This window comes from Geodermatophilus sp. DF01-2, assembly GCF_004571065.1.
Classification (GTDB): Bacteria; Actinomycetota; Actinomycetes; order Mycobacteriales; family Geodermatophilaceae; genus Geodermatophilus.
The window spans coordinates 1-16,928 of sequence record NZ_SPQN01000087.1 but is presented as its reverse complement, the minus strand read 5'-3'; the positions used below and the strand labels follow the sequence as shown (position 1 = coordinate 16,928).

Genomic DNA, 16,928 nt, shown 5'->3' with positions numbered 1-16,928 from the left:
CCGGGCAGCGGCTCGGACTGCTCCACCAGCCGCGCCTCTCGGCATCCACGCCCGCCAGCCGGGCGTCGAGCGCGGTCGCCGGGTCGGCGGCCTCCCACACCCGCGGCACGCGGCGGGCGACGAACGCGGGCGCGAAGTTGTAGAAGGCCGCCGTCACGACCGCCGGGCCCACCGGCCCGAGCGGGGCGGCGCGCATCGCGAAGTACGTGGACCAGAAGCCGGTCAGCCCGGTGGCCTCGGCCGCCGAACGGCACTCGTCGGCGAAGTAGGTGAGCGCGTGGTAGGGCTCGCCCAGCGCCCACAGCCGCCGAGCCGTGGCCGGCGAGGTCATGCGCCCGCGCCTCTTGCGGTGTTCCCTCTGCTTCTGTAGTGGTACAGCACCGCGGAAGCATGCGAAGGACCGCAAGAGGCGCAGACCGTTGCCGGGGACGTCACGCGCTCACGCTCTCCGGCATGCCGAGCCACTCGCGCCAGCGCGGGTCGACCGTGCGCGTGCCGAGCAGCCGCCAGGCCGCGCCGCTCGGGGTGCGCGGCGGGTGCGGCAGCTTCCAGCCCAGCTCGGCCAGCGACCGGTCGGCCTTGGTGTGGTTGCAACGCCGGCACGCGGCCACGACGTTGTCCCACGTGTGGGTGCCGCCGCGGCTGCGCGGGACCACGTGGTCGATGCTGGTCGCCGAGCTGCCGCAGTAGACGCAGGTCGAGCCGTCCCGGTGGAAGACCGCCCGCCGGGAGAGCGGCACCTGCGCCGGGTACGGGACGCGGACGTAGCGGGTCAGGCGCACCACCACCGGCACCGGCAGGGACACCGTCTCCGCGTGCACCTCCTCGGGCGCGCTGTGCACGGAGACCGCCTTCTCGGCGAGCACCAGCACGATGGCGCGGCGGCTGGAGACGACGCACAGCGGCTCGTAGGTCGCGTTGAGCAGCAGGGTCGCGGCAGTGGTGGACCGTGCCGGGACAGGCGGCATCGGACGGGGGTTGGGGTCACGCCGCGGACCTGGCTGGCCTGCGGGCGACCGGGACGCGGGACGCGGCACGGGGCACCTCCGAGCGCCCGGGGCCGCGCGCCGGGTGCTGTGCGACCCGTGGGCGCCCCCATTCTGACCTGCGAGGGCGTTCCCGCGCTCCCGGGATGCACCGCCGGCGCCCCGCAGACCCACCGGGCCGCTGCCCGCCCGTCACTACCGTGGACCGCGTGCGCTACCCCGAGGCCCCCCGGCTCGACCTGGTCGAGCACCTGCACGGACACCCCGTCGCCGACCCCTACCGCTGGCTGGAGGACCCCGCCGACCCGCGGACGGTCTCGTGGACCGCCGCCCAGGACGAGCTGACCGCCGAGGCGCTGGCCGCCCTGCCACTGCGCGACCGCTTCGCCGCGCGGCTGGCCGAGCTGGTGCACGCCGGCGCCGTCGGCGTCCCGGTCTGGCGGGCCGGCCGCGCCTTCTCCACCCGCCGCGACCCCGGCCAGGAGCACGCGGTGCTGCGGGTGCGCGAGCCCGACGGCAGCGAGCGGGTGCTGGTCGACCCGATGGCGGTCGACCCCTCGGGCACCACGACCCTCGACGCCTGGTCGCCGTCCTGGGAGGGCGACCGGCTGGCCTACCAGCTCTCCACCGGCGGCGACGAGGAGTCGCGGCTGTACGTGCTCGACGTCGCCACCGGGAAGCAGCTCGACGGGCCGGTCGACCGCTGCCGCTACTCGCCCGTCGCCTGGCTGCCCGGCGGCGAGGAGCTGTTCTACGTCCGCCGGCTGGCGCCCGATCAGGTACCCGCCGGCGAGGAGCAGTTCCACCGCCGCGTCTGGCGGCACCGGGTCGGCGCGGACGCCGACGGCGACGTCCTGGTGCACGGCGAGGGCAGCGACCCGGCGACCTACTTCGGGGTGCGGACCAGCCGGGACGGCCGCTGGCTGGTGGTCTCGGCCTCGGTCGGTACCGCCCCGCGGGACGACGTCTGGCTGGCCGACCTCGCCATGTCCCCGGAAGGCGGACCGGCGAACCTGCGCGAGCTGCAGGTCGGTGTCGACGCGCAGACCGCCGCCTGGGTGGCCCGCGACGGCCGGCTGTGGCTGCTCTCCGACCGCGGCACGCCGCGCTGGCGGCTCGCCGTCGCCGATCCGGCCGACCCCGCGACCTGGGCGCCGGCCGCCTGGCGGGACGTCGTCCCCGAGCAGGAGGACGGCGTGCTCACCGACGTCGCCCTCGTGGACGGTCCGGACGGCGGCCTGCAGGTGCTCGCGGTGCACTCGGTGGATGCGACCGACCGGCTGTCGGTGTGGGCCGCGGACGGGACCGGGCGGGTCTCCGACGTGACCGCTCTCCCACCGGGCAGCGTCTCCGCCGTCAGCGCGCCGCCGGAGGGTGGCGGCACCGCCTGGGTGGGCTTCACCGACCACTCCACCCCGCCGTCGGTGCTGCGCTGGGACGCCGCCGACCCCGCGCGGCTGGAGAGCTGGGAGCAGGCGCCGGTCGCCGGCGAGGTGCCCGAGGTCCGGGTCGTCGAGACGCACGCGACCTCGGCCGACGGGACGCCGGTGCACCTGTTCGTGATCTCGCAGGCCGGGGCGCCGGACCGCCCGCGCCCCACCGTGCTGTACGGGTACGGCGGCTTCGACGTCGCCCTCACCCCGTCCTACTCGGCGCAGGCCCTGGCCTGGGTGGAGGCCGGCGGGGTGTGGGCGGTGGCGAACCTGCGCGGCGGCTCCGAGCACGGCGAGGAGTGGCACCGCGCCGGCATGCGCGAGCGCAAGCAGAACGTCTTCGACGACTTCGCCGCGGCCGGGGAGCACCTGGTCGCCGAGGGGTGGACGACGCACGGGCAGCTGGCGGTCATGGGCGGCTCCAACGGCGGCCTGCTGGTCGGGGCCACGCTCACCCAGCGCCCGGACCTCGTCGCCGCCGTCGTCTGCAGCGCGCCGCTGCTGGACATGGTTCGCTACGAGCGCTTCGGTCTGGGCCGCACCTGGAACGACGAGTACGGCACCGCCGAGGACCCCACCGAGCTCGGCTGGCTGCTCGGCTACTCGCCCTACCACCGGGTGGCCGAGGGGACCGCCTACCCGGCGGTGCTGTTCACGACCTTCGAGTCCGACACCCGCGTGGACCCGCTGCACGCCCGCAAGCTGGCCGCGGCGCTGCAACACGCGACGTCGTCCGACTCACCGGTGCTGCTGCGGCGCGAGACGTCGGTGGGACACGGCGCCCGCGCGGTCAGCCGGACCGTCGGCCTGGCCGCCGACCAGCTCGCCTTCCTCGCCGCCCACACCGGGCCGACCGGCTGACCCGCCGGTCGCGGAGCCGTCCTGTGTCCCGCGCCACGCCCGGCGTGGCGTCCGGCGAGGGGCCTTGCTCTTCCTGCACCTGAGAGTATCGCCGTGATGACCGCTTCACCGTCCGTGATCGCCGCCGACGACGGCGGGGCCGCGCCCGACCCTCTCCGCGTCGAGCAGGTCACCTCCGAGGGCGCGCTCATGTCCCTGCAGGTCCGCCCCACCGACGCCGACCGGGGGCGGGTCGGCCGCGAGCTGCGCATGCGGCTCGAGGACCGCTGCGTCGCCGAGGGTCTCCGCACCCGGCTGCCGCGGCCGGGCACCGCGGCCGGCGCGCCGGCGGGAGTCCGCTGAGCGGCAGCGCGCCGGCGGGCGGGAGTCCCGCCGGCGCGGCCCCGCGGCCGGCGACCTTCCGCGAGCTGTTCGGCGTCCGGGAGTTCCGGCCGCTCTTCGGCACCTACCTGCTGTCGACGATCGGTGACGAGCTGGCCCGCGTCGCGCTGACCGTGCTGGTCTACCAGCGCACCGACTCGCCGCTGCTGTCGGCGATCACCTTCGCGATCAGCTACCTGCCGTGGCTGCTCGGCGGGCCCCTGCTGTCGACGCTGGCCGACCGGTTCCCCCGGCACCGGGTGCTCATCGCCAGCGACGCCGCCCGCGCCCTGCTGGTGGCCGGGATGGCGATCCCCGGGACACCGCTGCCGGTGCTGCTCGGACTGCTGTTCGTGGTGGCGGTGTGCGGCCCGCCGTTCGAGTCCGCCCGCTCGGCGCTCATGGCCGACGTGCTCGACGGCGACCGGTACGCGCTGGCGACGTCCCTGACCAACGTCGGCTCCCAGGTGGCCCAGGTCCTCGGCTTCGTGCTCGGCGGCACCCTCGTGGCGCTGCTCCACCCGTCGGTCGCGCTGCTGTTCGACGCGGCCACCTTCGCGGTCTCCGCAGTGTGGCTGTGGGCCCGGCTGCAGCGCCGTCCGGCCCCGGACGGGGAGGCCGGCGATCGCCCCCGCTCGGTCTGGCGCGACGCCGGCGACGGGCTGCGGCTCATCGCCCGGATGCCGCGGCTGCGCGCGATCATCGCGGTCACCTGGGTGGGCACCCTGTTCGCCAACGGGCCCGAGGGCATCGCCGCACCGCTGGTCGACCAGCTCGGCGCGGGCGCCACGGCGGTCGGCGTTCTCCTCGCGGCCAACCCGGCAGGTGTCACCGTGGGTGGACTGCTCATCGCCCGTGCCATCACCCAGCAGCGCCGCGAGCAGCTGGTGCCGGGTCTGGTCGTGCTCTCGCTCGCCCCGATCCTGGTCGCCGGCCTGGTCACCGTGTGGGGGGCACCGGGCGGAGGGGCGTACGCGCTCGTGGTCGCGCTGATGTTCGTCGCCGGACTGGGCGCGGCCTGGACCATCCCGCTGAACGTCGCCTTCGTGCAGGCGGTGCCGCCGGCCTACCGCGGCCGCGCCTTCGGGGTCGCGGTCAGCGGCCTGTACGGCGTCCAGGGCATCGGCGTGCTCGCCGCCGGCGCCGCCGCCGAGGGGATCCCGGCCGGCGGCGTGGTGGCTCTCCTCGGCGGGCTCGGGCTGCTGGCCGTCGTCCCGCCGCTGCTGGCCTACCTACGTACCCAGGGTCACGTGGCAACCGGCAGCCCCCCTGCGGGACGATCGGGAGCATGAGCCAGTCGGGTCGGTCCCTGCCGTCGGCACGGACGTTCTACGACGAGGTCGGCGGGGCGCCGACCTTCCAGCGGCTCGTGGCCCGCTTCTACGCCGGCGTCCGCACCGACCCGGTGCTCGCGCCGCTGTATCCCCAGGACGACTGGGAGGGTGCCGAGTCCCGGCTGCGCGGGTTCCTCGAGCAGTACTGGGGCGGGCCGACGACCTACTCGCAGGAGCGCGGCCACCCCCGGCTGCGCATGCGCCACGCGCCGTTCGCCATCGGCCCGGCCGAGCGCGACGCGTGGCTCACCCACATGCGCGGCGCCGTCGACTCCCTGGAGCTGACCCCCGAGCAGGACGCGACGCTGTGGGGGTACCTGGAGATGGCGGCCCGCAGCATGCAGAACCGCTGGCCCGGCGACGCAGGCGGAACCTTGGGTCCGGCGTGAGAGAGGTCGCGGCTGTCCCCCGGCCTCACCCCGAGCGTGCGAGGGGTGAGGAGGCCGAGATCCTTCTACCGGTGAGCCCGGACACTGCCCGCCGCACCGACGTCGACTGGTGGCGCGACGCGGTCTTCTACCAGATCTACATCCGCAGCTTCGCCGACGGGAACGGTGACGGCGTCGGCGACCTGGCCGGCATCCGCGCGCGCCTGCCGCACCTGGCCGCGCTCGGGGTCGACGCGCTGTGGATCACGCCGTTCTACCCCTCGCCGATGGCCGACCACGGCTACGACGTCGCCGACCCGCGCGACGTCGAGCCGGTCTTCGGCGACCTGGCCGGGTTCGACGCGCTGCTGGCCGAGGCGCACGCGCTCGGCATCCGCGTGACCGTCGACCTGGTGCCCAACCACACCTCCGACCGGCACGCCTGGTTCCAGGAGGCGCTGGCCGCGGGGCCCGGGTCCCCCGAGCGGGCGCGCTACCTGTTCCGCGACGGCCGCGGCCCGGACGGCGCCGAACCGCCGAACAACTGGCCCTCGGTGTTCGGCGGGCCGGCCTGGAGCCGGGTGGACGACGGGCAGTGGTACCTGCACATCTTCGCGCCTGAGCAGCCCGACCTGGACTTCACCAACCCCGAGGTGCTCGCCGACCTCGAGACGACGATGCGGTTCTGGCTGGACCGCGGGGTCGACGGCTTCCGCATCGACGTCGCGCACGGCATGGCCAAGGCCGAGGGGCTGCCCGACATGCTGCCGATGGAGGACACCGGGCTGCTCGACGACCACGGCCCCGGCGACCACCGGTTCGACCAGGACGCCGTGCACGACGTGCACCGACGGATCCGTGCCGTGCTCGACGAGTACCCCGGGCGGATGGCCGTCGGCGAGGTGTGGGTGTCCGACGACGACCGGCTGGCCCGGTATTTGCGCGCCGACGAGCTGCAGCTGGCGTTCAACTTCAAGCTGCTGACCGCCGACTGGGGCGTCGACGAGCTGCGCGACGCCGTCGTCCACTCGCTGGCCACCGTGGCCGGGACGCCGGCGCCGGCCTGCTGGGTGCTCTCCAACCACGACCGCCCGCGGCACGTCACCCGCTACGGCGACGGCGAGCTCGGCACCCGGCGGGCGCGGGCCGCGGCGCTGCTGCAGCTGGCCCTCCCGGGAGCGGCCTACCTCTACAACGGCGACGAGCTCGGCATGCCCGACGTCGACCTGCCCGACGAGGTGCTGCAGGACCCGATCTGGGAGCGGTCCGGGCGCACCGAGCGGGGCCGCGACGCCTGCCGCATCCCCGTGCCGTGGTCCGGCGACGGCCCCTGCTACGGGTTCTCCACGCACGCCGCCACCTGGCTGCCGATGCCCGGAGGCTGGGGTGCACTGACGGCGGAGGCCCAGGCGGGCGCCCCCGGTTCGATGCTGTCGCTGTACCGAGCCGCGCTCGCGCTGCGGCGCACGTCGCCGACCTTCAGCGGGGAGTCGCTGGAGTGGCTGCCCGCGCCCGAGGGATGCCTGGCGTTCCGCCGTCCCGGCGGGCTGGTCTGCCTGCTCAACGTCTCCGGGCGCGCCGTCCCCCTGCCGGAGGGCGAGGTCCTGCTGGCCAGCGCCGACGTGGTCGGCGGCACCGTACCGGCGGACACGGCGGTGTGGCTGCGCGCCTGACCGGCGCAGGCTCCGGCGGCCTTGGGTCGCACCGCCCGTCCGACCCACCGCCGGGCGGACCGGCGCGGCCGGTAGTGCAGACTCTCCGGTGATCCGCGGCGCCGCGATCGGGTTCGGGCGCCGACCAGCCGTTCCAGGAGGTTCCGTGGCCACCGCTTCCACGCCCGCGCTGCCGTCGCGCCCCCTCGTCCTCGCTGACCTGGTACCGGACGTCCGGGCGCGGAACGTCGTCCTCGTGGCGGCCGGTGTGCTCCTCACGGCGTTGCTGGCGCAGGTGTCGGTGCCGGTGCCCGGCTCGCCGGTGCCGATCACCGGGCAGACGCTCGCGGTGGTGCTGACCGCGGCCGCGCTGGGTCCGGGTCGCGGCGTGGCGGTGCAGGTCTTCTACATCCTGTCGGCGCTGGTCGGGCTGCCGTTCTACTCCGAGGCCAGTGGCGGGGTGGACGTCGTCTTCGGCGCGACCGGCGGCTACGTGGTCGGCTTCATCCCGGCCGCCTACCTGATCGGGCTGGCCGCGAAGCACGGCGCCGACCGCAATCCCCTGAAGTCCGTGCCGCTGTTCATCGCCGGCCAGGCGGTCATCTTCGCCGTCGGCGTGCCGTGGCTGGCGGTCTCCGCCGGGATGTCGGCGAGCCAAGCACTCGACGCCGGCTTCTATCCGTTCATCCTGGGCGGCATCGTCAAGGCTGCGGTGGCCGCGGGTGTGCTCGGCACCGCCTGGCAGCTGGCGCGCCGCCGCAGCTGACGGTCCTCGACCGCGTCGTCGGGCCCCGCTCCTCCACCGGAGCGGGGCCCGAGCCGTTCGTGCCACCCGGGCCGGTCGATTCCGTCGCTGTAACCACCGACCAGCCGGCCCCGGGCCGGACAGTGGCGGAGGCGCTGGAGTTGGAGCTGTGGGACCTGCGAGGCGCTCGACGCCCGCGAGCCGGACGACCGGCAGGAGGCGCTGCCCGCCGTGCCGGGCGGCTCCCGGAGGCTCGTGCTCCACGCACCGTGGTGGACGCCGCACGTGTCCGGGGGAACCGGGCGGTCGCCCTGCCCGTGAAACAGGTGTGGACACGCTCAGGACGCTGCTGAACCTGGTGTGGCTGGTCCTCCAGGGCTGGCTGCTGGCTCTCGCCTACGCGCTTGCGGGCCTCATCGCCTGCCTGCTGATCGTCACGATCCCGTTCGGCATCGCCGCGTTCCGGCTCGCCGGCTTCGTGGTGTGGCCGTTCGGGCGGACGACGGTGCGCGCCCCGGGCGCCGGGGCGGCCTCGGCCGTGGGCAACCTCCTGTGGTTCCTCGTCGCCGGCTGGTGGCTGGCCCTGATCCACATCATCAGCGGCATCGGCTTCTGCCTGACGATCATCGGCATCCCGTTCGGGATCGCCTCGTTCAAGCTCGCCGCGGTCGGGCTGTTCCCGCTCGGCAAGCGGGTCGTGGACACCACCGCGCCGCGCGACTGGCTGCACGCCGGCAGCGGCGTGGTGCAGCCCGCGCCGGTCCGCTGAGGCGCCGCGGCGCCGGCGGAGGCTCAGGCAGCGGGCTGCTCGTCGGCGTAGCGGGCGAGGAACGCCTTCTCGTCGGGGGTCAGCCGGCGGGGCCGGTCGATGCCGAAGTCGAACGGCACCAGGAGCGTGCTCCCGGTGACCGCCCGCTGCCCGTGGTCGAAGAGCTCGTAGTGGCAGGTGAAGGCGGCGGCGCGGACGCCGGACACCCAGATCTGCACGGCCAGCGGGTCCCGCGAGTAGACCACCGGCCGCTTGTACTGGATGTCGTGGGCGGCGACGACCGTGCCGCGGCGCAGGCCGGTCTGCTCCTCCAGCGAGGCGCGGTCGAAGAACAGGTCGACGCGGGCCATCTCGAAGTAGGCCAGGAAGACCACGTTGTTGACGTGGCCGTAGGCGTCCATGTCCGACCAGCGCATGGGGACCTGCACGGTGTGCCTCACAGGGACCACCCTGCCGCATCCGGTCCGCGGGCGGCTCGCCGGCCGGCGAGCCTCGCCACAGACGGCGACGGCCGGCCGGAGCGAACGCTCCGGCCGGCCGTGGGTCACGCACTGGAACCGGCGAGGTCGCGAGGCGTGGGGGGCAGTTGAAGGACCCCGTCCTCCTCACGCCTGGCAAGCTCGGCGCGAGCCTCGGGACGGGGCCTCAGTCGCGGGTCAGCTTGCGGTAGGTCGCCCGGTGGGGGCGCGCCGCCTCCGGACCGAGCCGCTCGACCTTGTTCTTCTCGTAGTCGGCGAAGTTGCCCTCGAACCAGAACCACTTCGAGTCGCCCTCGTAGGCGAGGATGTGCGTCGCCACCCGGTCGAGGAACCACCGGTCGTGGCTGACCACGACGGCGCAGCCGGGGAAGTCCAGCAGCGCGGACTCCAGGCTGGTCAGCGTCTCGACGTCCAGGTCGTTGGTCGGCTCGTCGAGCAGCAGCAGGTTGCCGCCCTGCTTGAGGGTCAAGGCGAGGTTGAGGCGGTTGCGCTCACCACCGGACAGCACGCCGGCCGGCTTCTGCTGGTCCGGACCTTTGAAGCCGAAGGCGGCGACGTAGGCCCGCGAGGGCATCTCGACGTTGCCGACCTTGATGTGGTCGAGCCCGTCGGAGACAACGTCCCACAGCGTCTTCTTGGGGTCGATGCCGGCGCGGTTCTGCTCGACGTAGGAGACCTTGACGGTCTCACCGACCTTGATCTCGCCGTCGTCCGGCTTCTCCTCGCCGACCAGCATCTTGAACAGCGTGGTCTTGCCGGCGCCGTTGGGGCCGACGACCCCGACGATGCCGTTGCGCGGCAGCGTGAAGGACAGGTCGTCGATGAGCACCCGGTCGCCGAAGCCCTTGGTGAGGTCGCTGGTCTCGACGACCACGTTGCCCAGCCGCGGGCCCGGCGGGATCTGGATCTCCTCGAAGTCCAGCTTGCGGTACTTCTCGGCCTCGGCCGCCATTTCCTCGTAGCGCTGCAGGCGGGCCTTGCTCTTGGCCTGGCGCGCCTTGGCGCCCGACCGCACCCACTCCAGCTCCTCGGCCAGCCGCTTCTGCCGCTTGGCGTCCTTGGCGCCCTCGACCTTGAGCCGGGCGGCCTTGGTCTCCAGGTAGGTGGAGTAGTTGCCTTCGTAGGGGTAGGCGCGGCCGCGGTCGAGCTCGAGGATCCACTGCGCCACGTTGTCGAGGAAGTACCGGTCGTGGGTGACGGCCACGACGGTGCCGGCGTACTTCTCCAGGTGCTGCTCCAGCCAGGCGACGCTCTCGGCGTCGAGGTGGTTGGTGGGCTCGTCGAGCAGCAGCAGGTCGGGCGCCTCGAGCAGCAGCTTGCACAGCGCCACGCGACGGCGCTCACCACCGGAGAGGACGGTGACGTCGGCGTCGCCGGGCGGGCAGCGCAGCGCGTCCATAGCCTGCTCGATGCGGGCGTCGAGCTCCCAACCGTCGGCGTTCTCGATGATCTCCATGAGCTCGCCCTGCTCGGCGAGCAGCGAGTCGAAGTCGGCGTCGGGCTCGCCCATCGCCGCGCTGACCTCCTCGAAGCGGGTCAGCGCATCGCGGAGGGGCTTGACCGCCTCTTCCACGTTGCCCCGCACGTCGAGCTCCTCGTTGAGCGGTGGCTCCTGCAGCAGGATGCCGACGCCGGCCTCGGGTGCCAGGGTCGCGTCGCCGTTGGAGGGCTGCTCCAGGCCGGCCATGATCTTGAGGACGGTGGACTTGCCGGCGCCGTTCGGGCCGACGACGCCGATCTTGGCGCCGGGGAGGAACGACAGGGTGACGTCGTCCAGGATCACCTTGTCGCCGTGCGCCTTGCGCGCACGCACCATCGTGTAGATGTACTGAGCCACTGGGCTTCGAGGCCTTCCGTCGGTTCGCGAGTGGCGGGCGGGCCGGCCGATGCCGGCCCGCCCCCGTGTGCGTTCTCCCCTCCGATCCTCCCAGCCCGGGCGACTAGACGTGCGCGGGCTCCCTGGCGAGGTCGGGGGTGTCCGACTGGTGCAACGTCTCGGGGGCGTCGTCGTAGTCCCGGCCGCGCACGAGGTCGTCCACGGAACCAAGGTCCGCGCCCGCGGGTGCGGTGTCCTCCGCGGGCGCAGCGGCCTGGGCACGCTGAACCCGGGCGAAGTCCGCCGTGCCCTTGGCGAGGTTCGGCCCGACCGCCTCCGCCTTGATCTGCGGCCGGCTCCGACGGCCCTGGTCGGATTCCCACTCGTGCGTGCGCATGTTGCCCACGACGATGACGGGATCGCCCTTGCTGATGCTCTGGGACACGTGCCCGCCCAGTTCGCCCCAGCACTCGACGTCCACGAAGAAGCTCGCGCCGTCGACGAACGCCTGCGCCGCACTGTCGAACCAGCGCTCGTTGGCCGCCATGCGGAAGTTGGTGACGCTGCCGTTCTGCAGCCGGACTCGGCTGGGTGAGTTGACGACGTTGCCGATGACGGTGATCTTGGTTGCGCTCACGGTGCTCCTCAGGGTCTCTCCGCCGGGTCGGCGGGTCCGGCGCGGTGCCGGTGCATCGAGGACCCTGGGCCGCCTCAGCGCGGTGCGGACGCCGGGACGGCGATCTGTGGACGGCCTCGCGCCCTGTGGACGGGACGGGCGGGAGTGTCACCACCCGGCGTTGGACTCGCCGCGTGACGACGTCGACCCTCGCAGGCCGACCCACCCTGCACCGCCGAGGTGCGATGATCGGTGCCCGAGCGCCCGTAGCTCAGCGGATAGAGCAGCCGCCTTCTAAGCGGCCGGTCGCAGGTTCGATCCCTGCCGGGCGCGCCGCACCCCTGGACCTCGTGCCGTTGGGCAGCGCGCCCGCCCAGCATCGCCGGAACCCATAGGCGGACATCCCACAGCGTTGCACCAGGGAGACCGGCTGCATGCCTGATTCACCTAGCTAGTCTCGGCACTCCTACGACGCCTGGACGCTGATCCTGTACGACCGCGGCGGTCCGCGCCCATCGCCACGAACTGCGCGTTCGCCGGTCACGCTCCGGCCTCGGCTGGTGGTCCACGGCGGGAGTGCCGGGTCCGCAACGCCCCACCGGTTCGGTGTGCCGGGTCGCGGACGGCGTGGTGTCGCAGAACTCGCCGGTGATCAGCCGGCGCGCCGCTCGGCCGGCGGGACCCAGCCGATCGCCGGGGCCACGTGGCGGGCGATGGTCTCCAGCAGCCGGGCGTTGTACTCGACGCCGAGCATGTTGGGCACCGTGAGCAGCAGCGTGTCCGCCTCGCGGACGGCGGCGTCCTTGGCCAGCTCCTCGGCGAGCTGGTCGGGCTCGCCCACGTAGTTCTTGCCGAACCGGGCGCGCACGCCCTCGAGCAGGCCGACCTGGTCCTCACCGGAGCGCTCGCCGAAGTACTGCCGGTCGAGGTCGGTGGTGATCGGCAGGACGCTGCGGCTCACCGACACCCGCGGCATCCGCTCCCAGCCGGCCTCGCCCCAGGCCGCCCGGTAGCGGGCGATCTGGTCGGCCTGCAGCTCGTCGAAGGGCACGCCGGTGTCCTCGCTGAGCAGCGTGGAGCTCATCAGGTTCACGCCCTGGCGCGCGGCCCACTCCCCGGTCGCCCGGGTGCCGGCGCCCCACCAGATGCGCTCGGCCAGGCCGGGCGACTGCGGCTGGACGGCCAGCTTGCCGGGCATGCCGCCGGTCATCCGCGGATCGGCGTCGACGACCGGCCGGCCGCTGATCGCCGCCATGAACAGCGCGGCCTTCTCCCGGGCGAGATCGGCGTCCGACGAGCCCTCCGGCGGCACGTAGCCGAATGCCTCCGAGCCGCGCAGCGCCGTCTCCGGCGACCCTCGGCTGACGCCGAGCTGCAGCCGGCCGTCGCCGAGCAGATCGGTCGCCGCCGCCTCCTCGGCCATGTAGAGCGGGTTCTCGTAGCGCAGGTCGATGACGCCGGTGCCGACCTCGATCCGGCTGGTGCGCGCCGCGATCGCGGCCAGCAGCGGGAACGGCGAGGCCAGCTGCCGGGCGAAGTGGTGCACCCGCACGTAGGCGCCGTCGAGCCCCAGCTCCTCGGCCGCGACGGCCAGCTCCACGGTCTGCACGAGCGCGTCCCGCCCGGTCCGCACCTGCGAGCCGGGGATCGGCTGCCAGTGCCCGAAGGACAGGAATCCGATCCGCTTCTCCATCACCCTCACCTCTCGTCCGTCTGCTGCCTCCGAGCACCAGGAATCACGCGCGTGTTCCCGAGGGGTCCGGCGTCACCCCGGCGGCGACCCCGGCGCCGCCCCACCCACCACACCTGCCTCACCGTACGCACCGAATTACTTTCTGTGACCAGCTAACCACGACTCTCCGCCCGCGGGTTCCCTCGCTCGACGGCTCCCGTCCCGCACCCTGTCGGGGTGAACCTGAGCGCCCCCGACCTGTCGCGCCCCCCGACGGGGACCCCCGGCGCCGCCGCCGGCTCGAGGCTCCGCGCGATCGACACCCTGCTGGCCGACCGCGGCCAGCTCTTCCGTGCCCTGTTCCTCGCCGCGCCGATACCCAAGGCCCTCGTCGACCTCGGCGGCCACTTCCTCGTCGTCAACGACGCCCTCTGCGCCATGACCGGCCGCACGCCCGAGGACCTGGTGGGCCGGCACATCGACCTGCTCGCGCACCTCGACGAGGCCCCGGTCCCCGACCGGGCCGACGGCCCGCTGGACCCGTGGCTGCACGTGGACGGCGAGCGGCGACTCCGGCGGGCGGACGGCGTCGAGCTCTGGGCCACCCAGTCGCACGAGGTCGTCCACACCAGCGCGGGGACGCCGCAGTTCGTCGTCCTCTCGCTGGTCGACGTCACCGACCGCCGCCGCGCCGAGGAGGACCTGGTCCGACGTGCCTTCACCGACCCGCTGACCGGCCTGCCCAACCGGCGCGCGCTCGGCGACCGGCTCAACCACGCCCTCGCCCTCTCCCGCCGGCGCGGCCTGCAGGTCGGCCTGGTGCAGCTCAACCTCGACCGGTTCCAGGCGGTCAACGACGTCCTCGGGAACGAGGCCGGCGACCAGCTGCTCATCCAGGTGGCCGACCGGCTGCGGTGGAGCACGCGGGTGGAGGACACCGCCGTCCGGCTGGGGGCCGACGAGTTCCTCATCCTGGCCGAGGACGTCGAGGACCTGGAGGGGCTGCGGGCGCTGGCCGACCGGCTGTTGTCGGTGCTCGACGACCCGTTCCTCATCGGTCAGCGCGAGATCGTGCTGTCGGCGAGCGTGGGCCTGACCCTCGGGTCCGACGTCGCCCCCGACGACCTGCTCCGCCAGGCGCACAGCGCGCTGACCCGCGCCAAGGCCGACGGCAGCCGCGCCCGCATCGAGGTGCACGACGGCGGGCTGAGCGAGAGCGAGGTCGACCAGCTGCAGTTGGAGGCCGACCTGCGCCACGCGCTGGAGGGCGACGAGCTGCGGCTGTTCTACCAGCCGATCGTGTCGCTGGCCGACGAGACGCTGCTCGGCTACGAGGCGCTCATCCGCTGGCAGCACCCCAGCCGCGGGCTGCTGCCGCCGGGGGCGTTCATGGCCGCCGCCGAGGACAACCGGCTGACCTCCCGGCTGGGCGCCTGGGTGCTGCGCCAGGCCTGCTTCGACGCCGCCGGCTGGCCGGCCGGGCTGCGCGTGCACGTCAACATCTCCGCCCGCCACCTCGCCGAGCCCGGCTTCGCCGACCTGGTCGCCGACGCGCTGGCCGAGTCGGGGCTGCCTCCGGAGCGGCTGGAGCTGGAGATCACCGAGTCGACCGCGCTCTTCGCCGCCGAGGCAACGCTCCAGGCGGTGTCGGAGGTGACCGACGCCGGCGTGACGCTCGCGCTGGACGACTTCGGCACCGGCTACTCGGCGATCACCGCGCTGCACCGGCTGCCGATCCACACGGTCAAGATCGACCGCTCGTTCGTCGCCGACGTGGTCACCGAGCCCTCCACCGCGGCGCTCGTGCAGGGCCTGGTGCAGCTGGGCCTGGGCATGGGCCTGCAGGTCATCGCCGAGGGCATCGAGGACCTCGACCAGGCCGACTGGCTGCGCGAGCACGGCTGCGCGATGGCCCAGGGCTACGCCTTCGGCCGGCCGGCGCCGCTGCCCAACCACGTGCCGAGCACCGGGGACGTCGACCTGACCGGCACGCTGCCCCCCGGCACGGTCACCGTCGAGGACGTCCTGGCTGCCGAGCACGCGATGGTGGTGGACGAGCTCGAGTACGAGACCCAACCGGCCGCGGAGCCCGCTCCCGAGCCGCCGGCGACCCGGACGACGAGCGTGGAGGAGCTCGGCGCCGAGGACCTGCCCACCGAGGACGGCCGCCTCGACGCGGACTGAAGGAGGATGGCCCCCTGCAGGGTCCCGCCCCGAGCCTGCGAGGTGGGGCAGGGGGCCCTTCTTCAGGCGCGCGGCAGCGCCAGCGGCACCGGGCGCTTGGCGGCGCGGCCGTCCCCTGAGGAGCGGCCGCGCAGCCGCCGGGCGATCCACGGCGCGACGAAGCCGCGGACCCACGCCGCCTCCTCGGCCAGGGCCGCCCGCAGCGCGCGGGGTGGCTGCGGCGGCAGCGGGGTGCGCCAGTCGTCGTCCACCAGCAGGCCCAGCGCGGTCGCGGCCGCCAGCGCCGTCCGCCGGTGGCCCTCGGCGGTGAGGTGGATGCGGTCGCCGTCCCACATCCGCCAGTCCTGGATCCAGCCCGCGCCCCACTGGTCGAGGACGACGGCGCCGTGCCGGGCCGCGATCGACCACAGCGAGGCGTTGAACACCGCGACCCGTCCACGGGTGCGCCGGATGATCGGCGTCTGCCGCGGGTCCACCCCGGTCGCCAGCAGCACGTCGGCACCGGCGGCCCGGAAGCGGACGACGGCGTCCTCCAGCTCGGCGGCCAGCCGGTCGGGGTCGGCACCGGGCCGCAGCAGGTCGTTGCCGCCGGCGACCAGGCTGACGAGGTTCGGTTCGGCGGCCAGCGCGACCGGCACCTGCTCGGTGAGCACCTGCCCGAGCAGCCGCCCGCGGATGGCCAGGTTGGCGTACTCGACCTCGCCGTCGGCCGCGGCGGCCAGGTGCTCGGCCAGCCGGTCGGCCCAGCCGCGGTACTCCCCCGGGCGCTGCGGGTCGGCGTCGGCCAACCCCTCGGTGAAGGAGTCGCCGAGGGCGACGTAGCGGCGCCAGGTGGTGCGGGAGGGTCCGAGCTGCACGCCTCCACTCCAGCACGGTGACCGAGCACACGGCCGCCCGCCTTGAGAAAGGACCACCCTCCCCTCCCCCGACCCCGGCCAGGGCACCGCCCCGAGCTTGCGAAGGGCGGGGAGGACGGGGTCCTTGTTCCTGCAGGATGGCCGCGTGCGGACGACGGGCAGCAGGGAGGTCTACCGCAACCCGTGGATCCGGGTGCGGGAGGACCGGGTCGAGCGCGCCGACGGCAGCGGGGGCGTCTACAGCGTGGTGGAGAAGCCGCACTTCGCGCTGGTGCTGCCGCAGGAGCGCGACGGCTTCTGGCTGGTCGAGCAGTTCCGCTACCCGGTCGGGCGGCGGGCCTGGGAGTTCCCGCAGGGCACCTGGACGGCGGGTTCCGACGGCAGCCCCGAGGAGCTGGCGCGCGCGGAACTGGCGGAGAAGACCGGCCTGCGCGCCGGGTCGTTGCGCCACCTCGGGCACCTGGACCTCGCGCCGGGGCTGTCCACCCAGGAGTTCGACGTGTGGCTGGCCACCGACCTGACCCCCGGCCCCACCGCGCGGGAGGCCACCGAGGCCGACATGCGGCACGCCTTCGTGGCCGAGGACGAGCTGCGGGCGATGGTCCGCGGCGGCCGCTTCACCGACGGCCCCAGCCTGGCCGCCTACGGCCTGCTCCTGCTCGACCGGACCTGACCAACCTATGAGGTCGAAGTCAAGTCGGGCTTGGAGCGTTCTTGGGTAGGGGTGATCGGCTCGCCGGTGTCCGGTCGAGCTGATCTTGACGTTGGGGTTGTGTGCGCGTGCGTGTGGGCGGTG

At 74.2% G+C, this 16,928-nt stretch carries 15 protein-coding genes, 1 tRNA gene and 1 pseudogene; 10 read left to right on the top strand and 7 right to left on the bottom strand.

Annotation, left to right across the window (positions count from 1 at the left end; translation table 11 throughout):
* Together E4P41_RS18250 and E4P41_RS18245 are read right to left on the bottom strand one after the other, a co-directional pair.
* Positions 1–331, bottom strand: a pseudogene (locus tag E4P41_RS18250) (hypothetical protein); the annotation flags it as partial.
* A 100-nt stretch (positions 332–431) separates the two neighbouring features.
* Complete coding sequence (locus tag E4P41_RS18245) at positions 432–968, bottom strand: HNH endonuclease (RefSeq protein WP_135142673.1); 537 nt, start codon at positions 966–968, stop codon at positions 432–434.
* A 227-nt stretch (positions 969–1,195) separates the two neighbouring features.
* Here E4P41_RS18245 and E4P41_RS18240 point away from each other — a divergent pair, with 227 nt between their 5' ends.
* From E4P41_RS18240 to E4P41_RS18210, 7 genes are all read left to right on the top strand, one after another.
* The gene (locus E4P41_RS18240; protein WP_245177463.1) at positions 1,196–3,280 is read left to right on the top strand and encodes a prolyl oligopeptidase family serine peptidase; all 2,085 of its coding nucleotides are present in this window, start codon (positions 1,196–1,198) and stop codon (positions 3,278–3,280) included.
* A gap of 96 nt (positions 3,281–3,376) precedes the next feature.
* Entirely contained in the window at positions 3,377–3,622 is a 246-nt protein-coding gene (locus E4P41_RS18235; protein ID WP_135142671.1) for a hypothetical protein, read from the top strand.
* Positions 3,619–4,932 carry an MFS transporter gene (locus E4P41_RS18230; RefSeq protein ID WP_135142670.1) on the top strand — a complete coding sequence of 438 codons (1,314 nt, stop codon included), beginning with the start codon at positions 3,619–3,621 and terminating at the stop codon, positions 4,930–4,932. Before E4P41_RS18235 ends, E4P41_RS18230 begins: the two co-directional genes overlap by 4 nt.
* Complete coding sequence (locus E4P41_RS18225) at positions 4,929–5,363, top strand: globin (protein WP_135142669.1); 435 nt, start codon at positions 4,929–4,931, stop codon at positions 5,361–5,363. Before E4P41_RS18230 ends, E4P41_RS18225 begins: the two co-directional genes overlap by 4 nt.
* Positions 5,364–5,434: 71 nt before the next feature.
* A complete protein-coding gene (locus E4P41_RS18220) occupies positions 5,435–7,015 on the top strand; it encodes a glycoside hydrolase family 13 protein (RefSeq protein ID WP_135142668.1) in 1,581 nt (526 codons plus the stop codon).
* A 145-nt stretch (positions 7,016–7,160) separates the two neighbouring features.
* Positions 7,161–7,760, top strand: a complete 600-nt coding sequence (locus tag E4P41_RS18215; protein WP_135142667.1) for a biotin transporter BioY — start codon at positions 7,161–7,163, stop codon at positions 7,758–7,760.
* 307 nt (positions 7,761–8,067) lie between these two features.
* Positions 8,068–8,508 (top strand): YccF domain-containing protein, encoded by a 441-nt coding sequence (locus tag E4P41_RS18210; RefSeq protein WP_135142666.1) that lies wholly within the window; start codon positions 8,068–8,070, stop codon positions 8,506–8,508.
* Between the two features lie 23 nt (positions 8,509–8,531).
* On the opposite strand, the gene E4P41_RS18205 is transcribed toward E4P41_RS18210, so the two are convergent.
* The 3 genes from E4P41_RS18205 to E4P41_RS18195 all read right to left on the bottom strand — a co-directional run bounded on the left by E4P41_RS18205 (position 8,532) and on the right by E4P41_RS18195 (position 11,440).
* Positions 8,532–8,948, bottom strand: coding sequence for a thioesterase family protein (locus E4P41_RS18205; RefSeq protein WP_167761167.1), 417 nt, complete (start codon positions 8,946–8,948; stop codon positions 8,532–8,534).
* Positions 8,949–9,153: 205 nt separating this feature from the next.
* Entirely contained in the window at positions 9,154–10,824 is a 1,671-nt protein-coding gene (gene ettA, locus E4P41_RS18200) for an energy-dependent translational throttle protein EttA (protein WP_135142665.1), read from the bottom strand.
* 103 nt (positions 10,825–10,927) lie between these two features.
* A complete protein-coding gene (locus tag E4P41_RS18195) occupies positions 10,928–11,440 on the bottom strand; it encodes a single-stranded DNA-binding protein (RefSeq protein WP_135142664.1) in 513 nt (170 codons plus the stop codon).
* Positions 11,441–11,679: 239 nt separating this feature from the next.
* Here E4P41_RS18195 and E4P41_RS18190 point away from each other — a divergent pair.
* Positions 11,680–11,752: transfer RNA gene (locus E4P41_RS18190), tRNA-Arg, on the top strand.
* Positions 11,753–12,071: 319 nt separating this feature from the next.
* Here the strand turns inward: E4P41_RS18190 and E4P41_RS18185 are convergent.
* Entirely contained in the window at positions 12,072–13,112 is a 1,041-nt protein-coding gene (locus tag E4P41_RS18185; protein ID WP_209307788.1) for an LLM class flavin-dependent oxidoreductase, read from the bottom strand.
* Positions 13,113–13,328: 216 nt separating this feature from the next.
* Between E4P41_RS18185 and E4P41_RS18180 the strand changes: the two genes are divergently transcribed.
* The gene (locus E4P41_RS18180; protein ID WP_135142663.1) at positions 13,329–15,275 is read left to right on the top strand and encodes an EAL domain-containing protein; all 1,947 of its coding nucleotides are present in this window, start codon (positions 13,329–13,331) and stop codon (positions 15,273–15,275) included.
* A gap of 62 nt (positions 15,276–15,337) precedes the next feature.
* On the opposite strand, the gene E4P41_RS18175 is transcribed toward E4P41_RS18180, so the two are convergent.
* On the bottom strand, positions 15,338–16,132 hold the full coding sequence (locus E4P41_RS18175) for an SGNH/GDSL hydrolase family protein (RefSeq protein ID WP_135142662.1): 795 nt from the start codon (positions 16,130–16,132) through the stop codon (positions 15,338–15,340).
* A 145-nt stretch (positions 16,133–16,277) separates the two neighbouring features.
* On the opposite strand from E4P41_RS18175, the gene E4P41_RS18170 reads away from it, so the two are divergent.
* Positions 16,278–16,805 (top strand): NUDIX hydrolase, encoded by a 528-nt coding sequence (locus E4P41_RS18170; RefSeq protein WP_135142661.1) that lies wholly within the window; start codon positions 16,278–16,280, stop codon positions 16,803–16,805.
* Positions 16,806–16,928: the final 123 nt, after the last annotated feature.